We start from the raw sequence: 15,339 nt of genomic DNA, 5'->3' as shown, positions 1-15,339 counted from the left end.
ACCAGCGTCAGGCCTGAACAGATCCGACCCTGTGGGAGCAACTGTTTTGGAGTGGCCTCAGGACTCGCATACGCCGTAGATTTCCTGTGGGAGCGAGCCTGCTCGCGATAGCGGAGTGTCAGCCAAGATCAATGTGGCTGACCTGACGCCATCGCGAGCAAGCTCGGCTCCCACAGTTGTTTTGGGGCGGACTCAGGATTTGCATACGCCGTGGATCCCGGTGGGAGCGGGCTTGCTCGCGAATGCGTCGGGACATCCAGCATCACTGCAAGCTGGCCCACCGCTTTCGCGAGCAAGCCCGCTCCCACAGTTGTTTTGGGGCGGACTCAGGATTTGCATACGCCGTGGATCCCGGTGGGAGCGGGCTTGCTCGCGAATGCGTCGGGACATCCAGCATCACTGCAAGCTGGCCCACCGCTTTCGCGAGCAAGCCCGCTCCCACAGTTGTTTTGGGGCGGACTCAGGATTTGCATACGCCGTGGATCCCGGTGGGAGCGGGCTTGCTCGCGAATGCGTCGGGACATCAGCATCACTGCAAGCTGGCCCACCGCTTTCGCGAGCAAGCCCGCTCCCACAGTTGTTTTGGGGCGGACTCAGGATTTGCATACGCCGTGGATCCCGGTGGGAGCGGGCTTGCTCGCGAATGCGTCGGGACATCCAGCATCACTGCTAGCTGGCCCACCGCTTTCGCGAGCAAGCCCGCTCCCACAGTTGTTTTGGGGCGGACTCAGGATTTGCATACGCCGTGGATCCCGGTGGGAGCGGGCTTGCTCGCGAATGCGTCGGGACATCCAGCATCACTGCAAGCTGGCCCACCGCTTTCGCGAGCAAGCCCGCTCCCACAGTTGTTTTGGGGCGGACTCAGGATTTGCATACGCCGTGGATCCCGGTGGGAGCGGGCTTGCTCGCGAATGCGTCGGGACATCCAGCATCACTGCAAGCTGGCCCACCGCTTTCGCGAGCAAGCCCGCTCCCACAGTTGTTTTGGGGCGGACTCAGGATTTGCATACGCCGTGGATCCCGGTGGGAGCGGGCTTGCTCGCGAATGCGTCGGGACATCAGCATCACTGCAAGCTGGCCCACCGCTTTCGCGAGCAAGCCCGCTCCCACAGTTGTTTTGGGGCGGACTCAGGATTTGCATACGCCGTGGATCCCGGTGGGAGCGGGCTTGCTCGCGAATGCGTCGGGACATCCAGCATCACTGCAAGCTGGCCCACCGCTTTCGCGAGCAAGCCCGCTCCCACAGTTGTTTTGGGGTGGACTCAGGATTTGCATACGCCGTGGATCCCGGTGGGAGCGGGCTTGCTCGCGAATGCGTCGGGACATCCAGCATCACTGCAAGCTGGCCCACCGCTATCGCGAGCAAGCCCGCTCCCACAGTTGTTTTGGGGTGGACTCAGGACTTGCATACGCCGTGGATCCCTGGTGGGAGCGAGCCTGCTCGCGATAGCGGTGTGTCAGCCAAGATCAATGTGGCTGACCTGACGCCATCGCGAGCAGGCTCGGCTCCCACAGGGATTTTTGTTTCGTCAGTGAACGGTTACTGGGCGGCCGGAACGGCCAGCCACTGGCCAATCACCTTCTGGTAGCTACCATTGGCCTTGCTCAGGTGCAGCCATTGGTCGACGTACATTTTCCAGGTGTTGTCATCCCGTGGCAGCAGGTAGGCCTTCTCGCCATATTGCAGGTAGCGAGTCGGGTTGACGGCGCACAGGCCGGGCTTGAGTTTTTGCTGGTAGAGCGCTTCGGACGCGTCGGTGATCATCACGTCGGCTTTCTTGTCCAGCAGTTGCTGGAAGATGGTCACGTTGTCGTGGAAGCTGAGCTGGCCGTTGGGCAGGAACGCGCGGACGAAGGCTTCGTTGGTGCCGCCCGCCGGCTCGACAAGACGCACCGATGACTGGTTCATCTGCTCGATGGTCTGGTAACGCTCCTTGTCTTCGCAACGCACCAGGGGGATCTTGCCATCCACGTCGAGGGTGGAGCTGAAATAGGCCTTTTTCTGGCGCTCCAGCGTCACCGAAATCCCGCCCATACCGATGTCGCATTGGCCTGCAACCATATCCGGCATCAGGGTCTTCCAGGTGGTCTGCACCCATTGCACCTTGACGCCGAGGCTGGCGGCCAGTGAGCGCGCCATGTCGATGTCGATGCCTTCGTATTCGCCAGCTTGGGTTTTAAAGGTGTAGGGCTTGTAGTCGCCGGTGGTGCAGACCTTCAGTTCGCCGCGCTGCTGGACCTGATCCAGCAGCGAGGGAGCCGGCTCGGCCAGGGCGCCGCAGGAGAGCGCCAACAGGCCACAGAACGTCATCGAGCTTGTTATGGTTTTCATAGGGATTGGACGTCTCGTAGCGGAGGGAAACAAGATCGGGGAGTGTAGTAAAAGTGCCGGCCGGCTGTCACTGCAGGCTTTCCAGGTAGGCGCAGAACATATCGGCCATGGCGTCGCTATACACGGCAACCTCCACGGGAGAGCGGGGCGCTGATGAAAAACGCTTGCCCACGGCGCTCAGCGTGGTGATCACCAGGTCACCTGCGAGGGCACGGGTTTGTGCCGGGGCGTCTGGCAAGGCTTGCAGCATGAAAGCGTCCACCGACTGTTGCACCGACAGCCGCGCGGCCTGGTGCTCGGGGGCGTCGCGGTAGAGCGGCGCGGCGTCGTTGAGGGCGACGCGTATTTGGGCCTCGTCGCATTCGGACTGGATGAACGCCCGCACCAGGGTGCGCAGGCGCTCGAAGGGCGGCTTGCGGTTGTCTTCCAGAATCTCGCGCAGCATGTCGCTGGTTTGCCGCCATTCATCGCTTTGCAGGCGGAACAGGATCGCCGCTTTGTTCGGAAAGTATTGATACACCGAGCCGACACTGACGCCCGCTCGCTCGGCAACACGGGCCACTGTGAAACGTGCCGCACCCTGGGTCGCCAAAACCTGAACAGCCGCCTCCAGAACGGCGGCGACGAGCTCGGTGGAGCGTGCCTGTTTCGGCTGTTTGCGCGAGGAAATCTGCGGGCTTGGGCGATCGGACATGCGGACGTGAACCTCGACAGGGAATGCGAATAGGAAACGCGACGGATTATTCGTATCTTGAATGCGACGAATTGATCGCATTCTAGTGGGATCCACAGGCCGCGTTCAACGTCACATCGCATCCTTTCCGTGGGTAGGGTTATGACTCAAGAAAACATTCATCTCGGTGCCTCTTCGGTGCCCCAGGCATCCCTCGGTGCCAATCCGGTGTTCAAGCTGTTGCCGCTCACGCTGACGGTGTTCATCGGTTTTCTGACCCTGGGCATGCAATTGCCGGTGTTGCCTCTTCACCTGCATGACACGCTGGGCATGGGCACGCTGGTGATTGGCCTGGTGGTCGGCGCACAGTTCGCCGCGGCGCTGTTGTCACGGGCCTGGGCCGGCAATTTCGCCGACATGCGCGGTGGCAAGCGCGCGGTCATGGTTGGCCTGGTGACGGCGGCGGTTTCCGGGTTGGTCTATCTGCTTTCCCAGGCGTTCGTTGCCGCACCTGTGACGTCGGTCTGGCTGCTGTTGGGCGGACGTGTGCTGCTGGCATTCGGGGAAAGTCTCATTGTCACCGGTGCGCTGGGGTGGGGCATGGGCCTGGTGGGCGCGCAGCATGCCGGCAAGGTCATGGCCTGGAATGGCATCGCCATGTACGGCGCCTATGCCCTGGGCGCTCCGCTCGGCGTGGCGCTGAATGGCGGTTGGGGGTTCACGGGCATTGCCGTCGCCACGGTGTTCGTCCCGCTGCTGGCGCTGCTGATTGTTTCGGGTGTGCCGGCGGTCGCCCCTACAGCGACCCGGCGGGCACCGTTCTACAAGGTGATGGGGGCCGTGTGGGTGCCAGGCATGGGGTTGGCGTTTTGCAGCGTTGGTTTTGGGGTCATCACAGCTTTTATCGCGCTGTTGTTCGCCGCCAGGGCTTGGGGCGATGCCTCCCTGGCGTTCACCGCCTTCGGCCTGGCCTTCATCGGTGCGCGCCTGCTTTTTGGCCACCTGCCCGACAAGATCGGCGGGGCCCGTGTCGCCCTGGTTTGCGTGGTGATCGAAGCCGTTGGGCTGTTGTTGATCTGGGGGGCAGACACGGCGGCAATCGCCTGCTTGGGGGCGGCGTTCACCGGCTTCGGCTATTCCCTGGCTTTCCCGGGCTTCGGGGTGGAGGCGGTGAAGCGTGCGCCGCCGCAGAACCGCAGTCTCGCCATGGGCGCCTATGTCGCTTTCCTCGACATCTCCCTGGGACTCAGCAGTCCGCTGGCCGGGGCGTTGGCGGGTACGTGGGGCATCGGCGCGGTTTACCTCGGTGGGGCCGTGGCGGTGATGCTGGCCGTTGTCGTGGCGCTGGTGCTGTTGCTGCCGGAGGGCCAAGGCCGGCAGCCGGTTTGAGTCCGTCAGTGGTGTTCCTCGATAGGTTTTAACAGGAGTTTGAAACATGCATGTATTCGTTACCGGTGCCACGGGCTGGGTGGGGTCTGCCGTGGTCCAGGAATTGAGGGGGGCCGGCTATCGGGTCACGGGCCTGGCCCGTTCCGAGCACAAGGTCGCTGCGCTGGCCGCGACCGGCGCGAAGGTGGTCCGCGGCACGTTGGAAGACCTCGACGTCCTGCACCAGGCCGCCTCGGCGGCGGATGCGGTGATTCACACCGCGTTCAATCATGACTTCTCGCGGTTTGCCGAGAACGCTGAGCAGGACCGCCATGTCATCGAAGTATTGGGCAGCGCGCTGCAAGGGTCTGAGCGGCCTTTGCTGGTGACGTCCGGCCTGCTGGGCTTGACCCGGGGCGCGAGCGAGCTGGAGGTGCCCAGCCCGGCTTCGCCGCGTAAGTCCGAAACGGCGGCCCGGGCGCTGGTGGAACGTGGTGTGCGGTGCGCGACCGTACGCCTGGCACCCTCGGTCCATGGCCTCGGCGACTACGGATTCGTGCCTCTCCTGATTCGCCTGGCCCGGAAGACGGGCGTCTCGGCCTATCTCGGAGACGGCGGCCACTGTTGGTCGGGTGTGCACCGGCTGGACGCCGCACGGGTCTATCGGCTTGCGCTGGAGCAGGGCGTGACGCAGTCGGTCTACCACGCCGTCGCCGACGAGGCCGTGCCGTTCAAGGCCATTGCCCAGGCGATCGGTGGTGGCCTGGGGTTGCCGGTCGAATCCCGGGAGCGCGAGCATTTCGGCTGGTTTGCCCATATGGCGGCGGCGAACATGGCGGTGTCCAGCGAATACACCCGTGCCTTGCTGGGATGGATGCCAAGTGGCCCGAGCCTGTTGGATGATCTTGAGCAGCCTGGTTACTACGCTGGATAAGGGGTACCTGTGGCGAGGGAGCTTGCTCCCGCTGGGTTGCGCAGCGACCCCAATGTTTTACGGTCGCTGCGCAACCGAGCGGGAGCAAGCTCCCTCGCCACAAGTGCTGTGCGGGCCTCTAGCGGGAAATGATCCCGTGGTCGATCGCGTATTTCACCAGGGCCGCGGGTTTGTCGATGTTCAGCTTGCGGCGGATGCTCAGGCGATGGGTTTCGACGGTGCGTACGCTGATGTCCAGTTCGCGGGCCATTTCCTTGTTGTTCAGGCCCTGGACCATTTTCGCCAGCACTTGGCTCTCCCGTGGCGTCAGCTCGTTGTCGCTGTGCCGGTCGGTGGCGAGCCGCTGGGCGATCTCGGCACTGTAGAAGGTGCCGCCGCTGATGATGGCCTCGATGGCCGCGATGATTTCCCGCGATGGCGCGTTCTTGAGCACGTAGCCGCTGGCGCCGGCGCGTACGGATTCGCTCACGTACTCATAATTGTCGTACATGCTGAGGATGAGGATCTTGAGGCTGGGGTATTGTTTGCCCAGTAATCGGGTCAGCTCAAGGCCGTTCTTGTCCTTGAGACCGATGTCCATCAGCAGCAGGTCCGGTTGGCAGCGACCGACCATTTCGATCGCCTGTGCGCCGTTCTCGGCTTCGCCTACCACGTCCAGTTGCGGCATCACCGAGAGCAGGGCCCTGATGCCGTCGCGGACCAAGGAATGGTCGTCGACCAGCGCGACGCGAATCACGGGAGGCAGGGTCATCGGCAAGTGCTCTGGTTGGAGAGGGGGCATCAGCTTTGCGTGACCGAGAGGTTCATGGGCAGCAGGATGTCCAGTTCGCTGCGGCCTGGCACCGACGTCACTTCCAGGCGTCCGCCGAAATGCTCGACCCGTTCGCGGATGTTACGCAGGCCGATGCCGGCATGGCCGCGTTCCACTTGCGGGACGTTGAACCCCATCCCGTCATCGACCACCGTCAGGCGCAGGGACTGGCTGGAGCCGAATAGGCTGATGCCGACGCTTTTCGCCCCGGCATGGCGCTCGATATTGGTCAGGGCCTCCTGGGCAATGCGAAACAGCGAGACGGGGGCGCCATTTTCCAAGCGGCAATCGAATTCGTTGCTGCGGTAGGACACTTCCAGCCCGCTGCGCTGCTGGAATTCGCTGGCGAGCTGGCCGATGGCGGCGGGCAGACCCAAGGTGTCGAGCAGGGAGGAGCGCAAGTCGTGGGAGATGCTACGGATCTCGCCGATGGCGTCGCCTAGCCGGTCGGTGGCGGTCTTCAGGATACCCAGGCCGTTGTCCTGACCGTTCTCCAACACATGGCTGGCCAGTTCGAACTGGAACTTGATCGATACCAGCAATTGGCTGATGCCGTCATGCAGCTCGCGAGAAACCCGTGAGCGTTCTTCTTCCTGCAGGCTTACGATGCGCTGGTTCAGCCGCTGCAGCTTCTGGTCCGCCAGGCGATGTTCGCTGACGTTCAGGGTCATGCCTCCGGCGAATACCAGCAGGACCGCTACCAATGCGATGGCAGCGATGGCTTGCATGGTGGTGTGGATGCCATGGGCGACTTCGTCACGGGCTTGTTGGGTGGCGCGTTCGACATCCTCCAGGTAGATCCCCGTGCCAAGCGTCCAGCCCCATTTGTCGAGCCTCACGACGTAGGCCAACTTGTCGGTCACCTGGCCGGAGGAGGGCTTGTTCCAGGCGTAGCGCTGGAAACCATCGCCTGACTCGGCGCTTCTGATCAGCGCCTGGATCACCGGCAAGCCGTGGGGGTCTTTCATGTCCCAGAGGTACTGCCCGACCAATTCCGACTGGCGGGCATGCATGAGGCTGCGACCCTGGCGGTCATACACGAAAAAGTAACCGTTGATGCCGAAGCTGAGCTTGCGCAGTTCTTCCAGGACCTGCTGTTGCGCGCGCGCGTTTCCCTGGCCGTCGTCATACAGCGGGGCGATCAGGCTCTGCGCCATCTCGACATAGTTCTTCAACTCGGCGCGCTTGCTCGCCAGGATGCTGTCTTCGATCAGTTGCGCCTGTTGATCGCCCAATTGGCGGTTGAGCGAGATCACCAGGGCACAGATGACCGCGATGGCCAGGACCAGCGGCAAGATCCCGAGGGCGACGATTTTGTGTTTGAGCAGCATCTGTACTCCTGTCCGGGCTCGGCGGGGAGGCGAATGGCGGCATCATATGCCAAACCAGCCTGCCCGGCACAAACCTGTGGAGCAAGACATGTGGGAGCAAAGCTTGCTCGCGATGCAGGCGCCGCGGTTTATGGAAAACCGTATCGACGCTATCGCGGGCAAGCCTTGCTCCCACAGGGGGAATTGGGGTTCTACGTAGTACTACGGATTTATTTGTTGACCCGTTGCAGGGATATTGGGTCGGCTCCGAATAGCCGGGGCACACTATAAAAACAATCGCCGCAATCCACTGGATATCGGCAGGAGACACGCAATGACAACCCGTCTGGTTAAACACCTCGCCTGGTTTGCCGTGGCTGTTCTGGGAGCCTGTGCGTTGAGTGTCGTGGCCTTGCGCCGCGGCGAACCCATCAACGCCCTCTGGATCGTCGTCGCCGCCGTGGCCATCTACCTGGTCGCCTACCGCTACTACAGCCTCTTCATCGCCAACAACGTGATGCAACTCGATGCGCGCCGGGCCACCCCCGCCGTGCTCAACAATGATGGCCTGGACTACGTCCCGACCAACAAACACATCCTTTTCGGCCACCACTTTGCGGCCATTGCCGGCGCGGGGCCGTTGGTCGGGCCGGTGCTGGCGGCGCAGATGGGCTACCTGCCCGGCACGCTCTGGCTGATCGCCGGCGTGGTGCTGGCCGGTGCGGTGCAGGACTTCATGGTCCTGTTCCTGTCCACCCGCCGCAACGGTCGCTCCCTGGGCGACATGGTGCGCGAGGAAATGGGCCGCATTCCTGGCACCATCGCGCTGTTCGGCTGCTTCCTGATCATGATCATCATCCTCGCGGTGCTGGCGCTGATCGTGGTCAAGGCCCTGGCCGAGAGCCCGTGGGGCATCTTCACGGTGATGGCGACCATCCCGATCGCGATGTTCATGGGCATCTACATGCGCTACATCCGCCCGGGCCGCATCGGCGAGATCTCGATCATCGGCGTGCTGTTGCTGCTCGGTTCGATCTGGCTGGGCGGGCAGATCGCCGCCGACCCGGTCTGGGCCAAGGCCTTCACCTTCACCGGGATCCAGATCACCTGGATGCTGATCGGCTACGGTTTTGTCGCGGCGGTGCTGCCGGTGTGGCTGATCCTGGCGCCACGGGACTACCTGTCCACGTTCCTCAAGATCGGCACCATCGTCGCCCTGGCGATCGGCATCCTGGTCACCATGCCCGAGCTGAAGATGCCGGCACTGACCCAGTTCACCGACGGCACCGGGCCGGTGTGGAAGGGCGGTCTGTTCCCGTTCCTGTTCATCACCATCGCCTGCGGCGCGGTTTCGGGTTTCCACGCGCTGATCTCCTCGGGGACCACGCCCAAGCTGCTGGATAACGAAACCAACGCCCGCTACATCGGTTACGGCGGCATGCTGATGGAGTCCTTCGTGGCGATCATGGCCATGGTCGCGGCCTCGGTGATCGAGCCGGGCGTGTACTTCGCCATGAACAGCCCGGCGGCGATCGTCGGTACCGATGTGGTGGCCGTGGCCCAGACTGTCAGCAGTTGGGGCTTTGCAATCACCCCCGACGCGCTGCAAGCGGTGGCCAAGGACATCGGCGAGACCACCATCCTGGCCCGTGCCGGCGGTGCGCCGACCCTGGCGGTCGGGATCGCGCAGATCCTGCACTCGGTGCTGCCGGGTGAGAACACCATGGCGTTCTGGTACCACTTCGCGATCCTGTTCGAAGCGCTGTTCATCCTCACCGCGGTAGACGCCGGCACCCGTGCCGGACGGTTCATGCTGCAGGACCTGCTTGGCTCGTTCGTGCCGGCCCTCAAGCGCACCGAATCGTGGACCGCCAACCTGATCGCCACCGCCGGCTGTGTGGCGCTGTGGGGTTATCTGCTGTACCAGGGCGTGATCGATCCGCTGGGCGGCATCAACACCTTGTGGCCGCTGTTCGGCATCTCCAACCAGATGCTGGCCGGGATCGCCCTGATGCTCGCCACCGTGGTACTGATCAAGATGAAGCGCCAGCGCTACGTCTGGGTCACGCTGCTGCCGGCCAGCTGGCTGCTGATCTGCACCACCACCGCGGGCCTGATCAAGCTGTTCGACGCCAACCCGGCGATCGGCTTCCTGGCCCTGGCGCGCAAATACAACGATGCCCTGGCCGCCGGCCAGATCCTGGCCCCGGCCAAGAGCATCGAGCAGATGCAGCACGTGGTGTTCAACGCCTACACCAACGCAACGCTGACGGTGTTGTTCCTGTTCGTGGTCTTCAGCATCCTGTTCTACGCGCTCAAGGTTGGCATCGCCGCCTGGGGCACGAAAGAACGCACGGACAAAGAAGCACCCTTCCAGGCCCTGCCGGACGCTTGATAGAGGATTGCAACGATGTTCAATGACTTGAGTCGCCTGGGTAAATACCTCGGTCAGGCCGCGCGCCTGATGGTCGGCATGCCCGACTACGACAACTACGTCGAGCACATGCAAACCAAGCACCCGGACAAGCCGATGATGGACTACGAGGCGTTCTTCCGGGAACGCCAGGAGGCCCGTTACGGCGGCAAGGGTGGGCCCAAGTGCTGTTGACTTGAGCTGAACCCCAACCCCCTTGTGGGAGCGGGCTTGCTCGCGAAGGCGTCGGGTCAGTCGCCATTGATGTGGCTGACACACCGCCTTCGCGAGCAAGCCCGCTCCCACAGTTGTTTTGGGCTGTTCCCAGGATTTGTTGACACCACAAAACTGACAGGCATGGCGATAGCGCCTGGTGCTCCACACAAAATACTTAACCCAGAAGTTTTTAAAGGGTATTTCATTCCAGCCCCACGGACCTGGCTGAATGCCCCGGTCCAGACGCTTGGCAAGAGGCAAAACGCCATGCCTGACTTGGCGAAATCAGGCACATAGGTGGCGCGTTCAGGTAACTAACTCAAGAGGGAAGGCAGGTAACGTGGCGCAACTTTTCACCGCAAGTGCGCACGTTCGCCCAGGGTGGATCAATACAAATCTGATGGTGCCGCTTCCAGGAGGGGCGGAAAAACCGAAACACCGATTGTTCCTGCGCGCGCCTCAATGTTCGATCACAAGAGAATAAGAAAATGACCAGCCCCAGCTTCAAGGATTCGAACGGCCATCTGGCACAGGGCTTCAAGCCTCGTCACGTCACCATGCTGTCCATTGCCGGGATCATCGGTGCGGGTCTGTTCGTGGGATCGGGTCATGCCATTGCCGCCGCCGGCCCGGCCGTCATGCTGGCCTATCTGTTTTCCGGGACGTTGGTGGTCCTGGTCATGCGCATGCTGGGTGAGATGGCGGTCGCCAATCCGGACACTGGCTCCTTCTCCACCTATGCCGACCAGGCCATCGGGCGCTGGGCCGGCTTCACCATCGGGTGGCTCTACTGGTGGTTCTGGGTGCTGGTGATTCCCATCGAAGCGTTGGCCGCCGGCCATGTGCTCAACCAATGGTTTCCCGCCGTCGATGCCTGGCTGTTCGCCTCGGTGTCGATCGTTTTGCTGGCGGTGACGAACCTGTTCAGCGTGTCGAAGTACGGTGAGTTCGAATTCTGGTTCGCCATGGCTAAGGTCGTGGCGATCATTGGTTTTATCTCCCTGGGTTTCGCAGTGCTGATGGGCTGGATTCCCGAGCGCGAAGCCAGCGGCCTGGGCCGGTTGATGGAGGAGCATGGCGGGTTCGCCCCCAACGGCCTGTCGGCGGTAGTGGGCGCGTTCATCACCATCATGTTCAGCTTCATCGGTACGGAGGCGGTGACCATCGCGGCGGCTGAATCCGACAACCCCGCGCAGAACATTGCCAAGGCCACCCGTTCGGTGATCTGGCGCATCGGTGTGTTCTACCTGCTGTCGATCTTCGTGGTCATTTCCGTGGTGCCGTGGAACGATCCACTCCTGGCTTCAGTGGGCTCCTACCAGCGGGCGCTTGAGTTGATGAACATTCCCCACGCCAAATTCCTGGTGGATGTGGTGGTGCTGATTGCCGTGGCCAGTTGCATGAACTCCTCGATCTACATCGCCTCGCGGATGCTGTATTCCCTGGGCCGTCGCGGCGATGCGCCAAAGGCCGTGAAGGTGACGTCCTCGGCCGGTGTGCCACGGTCCGCGGTGATTGCCAGTACCGTGCTGGGCGCGGGTGTCACCTTGTTCAGCTACTTCATGCCCGCCGGCCTGTTCCAGTTCCTGCTCGCCAGCTCCGGTGCCATCGCCTTGCTGGTGTACCTGGTGATCGCCATCTCGCAACTGCGCATGCGCCGGATGCTGCAACGACAGAACATCGAGCTGCCTCTTCGCATGTGGTTGTTCCCCTGGTTGACCTGGTTGGTCATCGTGTTCATTTCGGCGGCGCTGGCGGTCATGATGATCTCGCCCGAGCACCGCAGCGAGGTGAGCACGACCCTGGGCCTGGCGCTGATCATTTCGTTTATCGGCCTGGCGACGTCGCGGCATCCACCCCAGCCCGAGAGTGTCGCTTCCCTCGGCTGATCCCTCATTTTTTACCCCTGTTGACGCCACGTTACTGGCGTCAACAAACCCTCTTTTCAGCCCATTCAAGACGTAAAAACCCCAGTCTTGAAGCGCGGCCCTTCCGCCTGTCACCCACTTGCAAACCCAGCCCTGCGAACCGGCACTAACCCGCGGTCGCGTTGTCAGTAATTGGCGTCTGTGGGGATGAGGATCGTCCCTGTTATCGGCATATCAGCTGGATGGTTTTTCTCGAGCACTTTCGGGGAAAAGAGCTTTGCGATGGATTGCGTCCTGGACCGACCCTTTCTCTTGCAGGCGATTTTCCCATGGGGTTTCTACTCGATCCACGTCATGACATCGATGCTGCCTTGCTGAGCTACCGCCGGGTGTTCTGGGCCCTGGCGCTGTTCAGTGGCGTGATCAACTTGCTGGTGCTGGTGCCGTCGCTGTACATGATGCAGGTCTACGACCGGGTCCTCACCAGCCGTAACGAAACCACCTTGTTCATGCTCACCTTGATGGCCCTGGGACTGTTCATGTTCAGTGCCCTGATCGAGTGGGTGCGCGGCGAGGTGATGATTCGCATGAGCGCGGGGCTGGACGATGCCTTGGGCGAGCGGGTATTCGACGCCGCCTTCGCCCGCAGCCTGCGGGAACACAACGCTAACCCGGCGCAGGTGCTCAATGACCTGGCGACACTGCGGCAGTTGATCACCGGGCAGGGCCTGATCGCGCTGCTCGACGCACCCTGGCTGCCGATCTTCCTGCTGGTGGCGTTCATCTTCCATCCCTGGTTCGGCGTGCTGACGCTGGTGCTCGCCCTGGTGCTGATCGGCTTGGCGCTGTGGGGCGAACTGGCGACACGTACGCGCCTGGGCGAAGCCAATCGCCTGGGGGTGCAGTCGTCAATCTATGTCAACAGCACGTTGCACAACGCTGAAGTCATCCAGGCCCTGGGCATGCTCGGGCCGTTGCGCCAGCGCTGGAGCCTGTTGCAGCAGCGCATCATTGCCGCCCAGGCCCATGCCAGCGACCGCGGTGCGCGCATCACCTCGGCGACGCGTTTCGTGCGGATTTCCGGACAATCCCTGGCCCTCGGGCTGGGGGCCTTGCTGGTACTGGAAGGCCAACTGTCGGCGGGCATGATGATTGCGATGTCGCTGTTGCTGGGGCGAGCCCTGGCGCCGGTGGAAATCGCCATCGGCTCGTGGAAGCAATTCAATTCCGGGCGCCAGAGCTACCAGCGCCTGAGCCAACTGTTGGCGCAGCACCCTCGTGATCGCTTGCGCATGCCATTGCCGCCGCCCACCGGGGCGGTGCGCCTGGAGCAGTTGTATGTCGGCCCGCCGGGGGCTTCGCAACCGATCCTGCGCGGGATCAATTTCAGCCTCGCCAAGGGCGACGTGCTGGCCGTGGTCGGGCCCAGTGCCAGTGGCAAATCGACCCTGGCCCGCGCCCTGGTCGGGGTCTGGCCGGCCATGGGCGGGTCGGTGCGCCTGGACGATGCCGAGATCAGCCAGTGGTCCCACGACGCCCTGGGCCCGCACCTCGGCTACCTGCCCCAGGACATCGAGTTGTTCGACGGCACGGTCGCCGACAACATCGCCCGTTTCGGTGAGCAGGACGCCGACCAGATCATCGCTGCCGGACGGCATGCCGGTATCCACGAAATGATCCTGCGGTTTCCCAAGGGCTACGACACGCCGCTGGGCCCCGGCGGGCTTGGCTTGTCCGGTGGGCAGAAACAACGCCTGGGCCTGGCGCGCGCGCTCTACGGAAGGCCCTCGCTGATCGTGCTCGATGAACCCAACTCCAATCTCGATGACGCCGGCGAGCTGGCGCTGGTCCAAGCCATCAGTGCCCTCAAGGCGGCCGGCAGCACTGTGGTCTTGATCACGCATCGGCCCAGTGTGCTGGCGGTGGTCGATCACATCCTCGTGTTGAAGGACGGGACTCAACAAGCGTTCGGCCCTCGGGACCGGGTGCTCAAGGCACTGATGCCGGGGCCGCGACCGGCCGCGGTCCGGGAGGCGGGCGGCGATGCGTGATCTGATCCCTGAGGCACAGACCTACAGCGAGCAGGGGCTGAGCGTGCGCGGCACCACGACACTACCCAGCGCTCGGACTGATGCCGGGAATGCGGCGCGTTATGGCGTGGGATTCCTGGTCCTGACGCTGGGCGGTTTCCTGCTCTGGGCCTGCCTGGCGCCACTCGACCAGGGAGTGGTGGGCAGCGGCACCGTGGTGGTGGCGGGGGAGCGCAAGGCGGTGCAGTCGTTGGTCGGCGGAGTGGTGGAAAAGCTGCTGGTGAGCGATGGCGACCGGGTTACCCAGGGGCAATTGCTCGTGCAACTGAACACGGTGCAAGCGCAGTCGCAACTGGACGTGACCCTGGGCAAGCTGCTCAATGATCGCAGCATCGAGGCACGCCTGATTGCCGAGCGCCTGGGCAGCGCCGAGATCCAATGGCCTGCGCAGCTGCTGGCGCGCGCCGACGAGCCACGAGTGAAGGCGGCCATGGCCTTGCAGAGTCAGTTGTTCATCACACGTCGTGCGGAGCTGGGCAGCCGCTTGCAGATCATCGAGCACGAAGTCGCGGCGTTGCAGCAACAGTTGCTGGGCTACGAAGGCGTCAAGCGCAACTACGACGCGCAGATGCGTTTTCAGCAGCAGGAGCTTGAAGGCCTGCGTGACCTGGCCCGGGAAGGCTACGTTCCGCGCAACAAACTGTTCGAGGCCGAGCGCAACGCGGCCCAGTTGGCGGGGCAGATCGCCTCCGGCGTGGGGGATGTCGGCAGGACCCGCCAGGCGATCAACGAAAGCCGGCTCAAGGCCTTGCAGGCGCAGCAGGAATTTCGCCGCGATGCCGAGACGCAGCTCAGCGAGGTCTCGGCCGAGGCGGCCGGTTATGCCGATCAGATCCGGGCCTTGCAGTTCGAAGTGGACAACGGTGCGATCCGCGCACCGGTGGCCGGGCAGGTAATGGACGTGAGCATTCATACGGTCGGCGGCGTGGCGCAGGCTGGCCAGACCCTGATGCAAGTGGTGCCGCTGGATGCGCCGATGGCGATCACCGCCCGCTTCGAGCCGCTGATGGCCAACAAACTGCGCCCGGGCCTGCCGGTGCACGTGCATTTCACCGCGCTGCAACGGGTGGATACGCCGACGGTCACCGGCACCGTGACGACCGTGTCGGCCGACCAACTGATCGACGAGCAGACGCACCTACCGTACTTCTCCGCCAAGGTCGAGATTCCCGCCGACACCGTGGCCGCGTTGCAAAGCGCCGGCCTGCTGGTGCGCCCCGGCATGCTTGCCGATGTCACGGTGGTGACGGGCGAACGCACCTTGATGAATTACCTGATGAAACCGTTGCGTGAACGCTTGCTGGCAGCCTTCAAGGAGGAATGA

11 protein-coding genes are annotated in these 15,339 nt (G+C 63.2%); 7 read left to right on the top strand and 4 right to left on the bottom strand.

Annotated features, from left to right (window positions below; all coding sequences use genetic code 11):
• Positions 1–1,540 precede the first annotated feature (1,540 nt).
• Together M1D99_RS17945 and M1D99_RS17940 are read right to left on the bottom strand one after the other, a co-directional pair.
• Complete coding sequence (locus M1D99_RS17945; protein ID WP_458130542.1) at positions 1,541–2,332, bottom strand: transporter substrate-binding domain-containing protein; 792 nt, start codon at positions 2,330–2,332, stop codon at positions 1,541–1,543.
• A 67-nt stretch (positions 2,333–2,399) separates the two neighbouring features.
• Positions 2,400–3,026 (bottom strand): TetR family transcriptional regulator, encoded by a 627-nt coding sequence (locus tag M1D99_RS17940; RefSeq protein ID WP_434570808.1) that lies wholly within the window; start codon positions 3,024–3,026, stop codon positions 2,400–2,402.
• Positions 3,027–3,167: 141 nt separating this feature from the next.
• Here M1D99_RS17940 and M1D99_RS17935 point away from each other — a divergent pair, with 141 nt between their 5' ends.
• Entirely contained in the window at positions 3,168–4,394 is a 1,227-nt protein-coding gene (locus M1D99_RS17935; protein ID WP_458130541.1) for an arabinose transporter, read from the top strand.
• Between the two features lie 46 nt (positions 4,395–4,440).
• A complete protein-coding gene (locus M1D99_RS17930; RefSeq protein ID WP_458130540.1) occupies positions 4,441–5,307 on the top strand; it encodes an SDR family oxidoreductase in 867 nt (288 codons plus the stop codon).
• Positions 5,308–5,425: 118 nt separating this feature from the next.
• Here the strand turns inward: M1D99_RS17930 and M1D99_RS17925 are convergent, their stop codons facing one another.
• Both M1D99_RS17925 and M1D99_RS17920 read right to left on the bottom strand, forming a co-directional pair.
• Positions 5,426–6,058: a response regulator gene (locus M1D99_RS17925; RefSeq protein ID WP_186710874.1), complete on the bottom strand. Its 633-nt coding sequence runs from the start codon at positions 6,056–6,058 to the stop codon at positions 5,426–5,428.
• A 29-nt stretch (positions 6,059–6,087) separates the two neighbouring features.
• Entirely contained in the window at positions 6,088–7,449 is a 1,362-nt protein-coding gene (locus M1D99_RS17920; protein WP_434570802.1) for a cache domain-containing protein, read from the bottom strand.
• A gap of 313 nt (positions 7,450–7,762) precedes the next feature.
• Between M1D99_RS17920 and M1D99_RS17915 the strand changes: the two genes are divergently transcribed.
• The 5 genes from M1D99_RS17915 (at position 7,763) to M1D99_RS17895 (ending at position 15,339) form a co-directional block, all read left to right on the top strand.
• Complete coding sequence (locus M1D99_RS17915) at positions 7,763–9,823, top strand: carbon starvation CstA family protein (protein ID WP_045156376.1); 2,061 nt, start codon at positions 7,763–7,765, stop codon at positions 9,821–9,823.
• Between the two features lie 15 nt (positions 9,824–9,838).
• Positions 9,839–10,036: a YbdD/YjiX family protein gene (locus tag M1D99_RS17910; RefSeq protein ID WP_003182142.1), complete on the top strand. Its 198-nt coding sequence runs from the start codon at positions 9,839–9,841 to the stop codon at positions 10,034–10,036.
• Positions 10,037–10,545: 509 nt separating this feature from the next.
• Entirely contained in the window at positions 10,546–11,946 is a 1,401-nt protein-coding gene (locus M1D99_RS17905) for an amino acid permease (protein WP_434570798.1), read from the top strand.
• A 308-nt stretch (positions 11,947–12,254) separates the two neighbouring features.
• Complete coding sequence (locus M1D99_RS17900) at positions 12,255–13,976, top strand: type I secretion system permease/ATPase (protein WP_458130539.1); 1,722 nt, start codon at positions 12,255–12,257, stop codon at positions 13,974–13,976.
• Positions 13,969–15,339 (top strand): HlyD family type I secretion periplasmic adaptor subunit, encoded by a 1,371-nt coding sequence (locus M1D99_RS17895; RefSeq protein ID WP_186710289.1) that lies wholly within the window; start codon positions 13,969–13,971, stop codon positions 15,337–15,339. Before M1D99_RS17900 ends, M1D99_RS17895 begins: the two co-directional genes overlap by 8 nt.

This window comes from Pseudomonas sp. R3-41 (genome assembly GCF_054161485.1).
The sequence above is the reverse complement of the archived record's forward strand: the minus strand, read 5'-3'. Positions and strand labels throughout refer to the sequence as shown.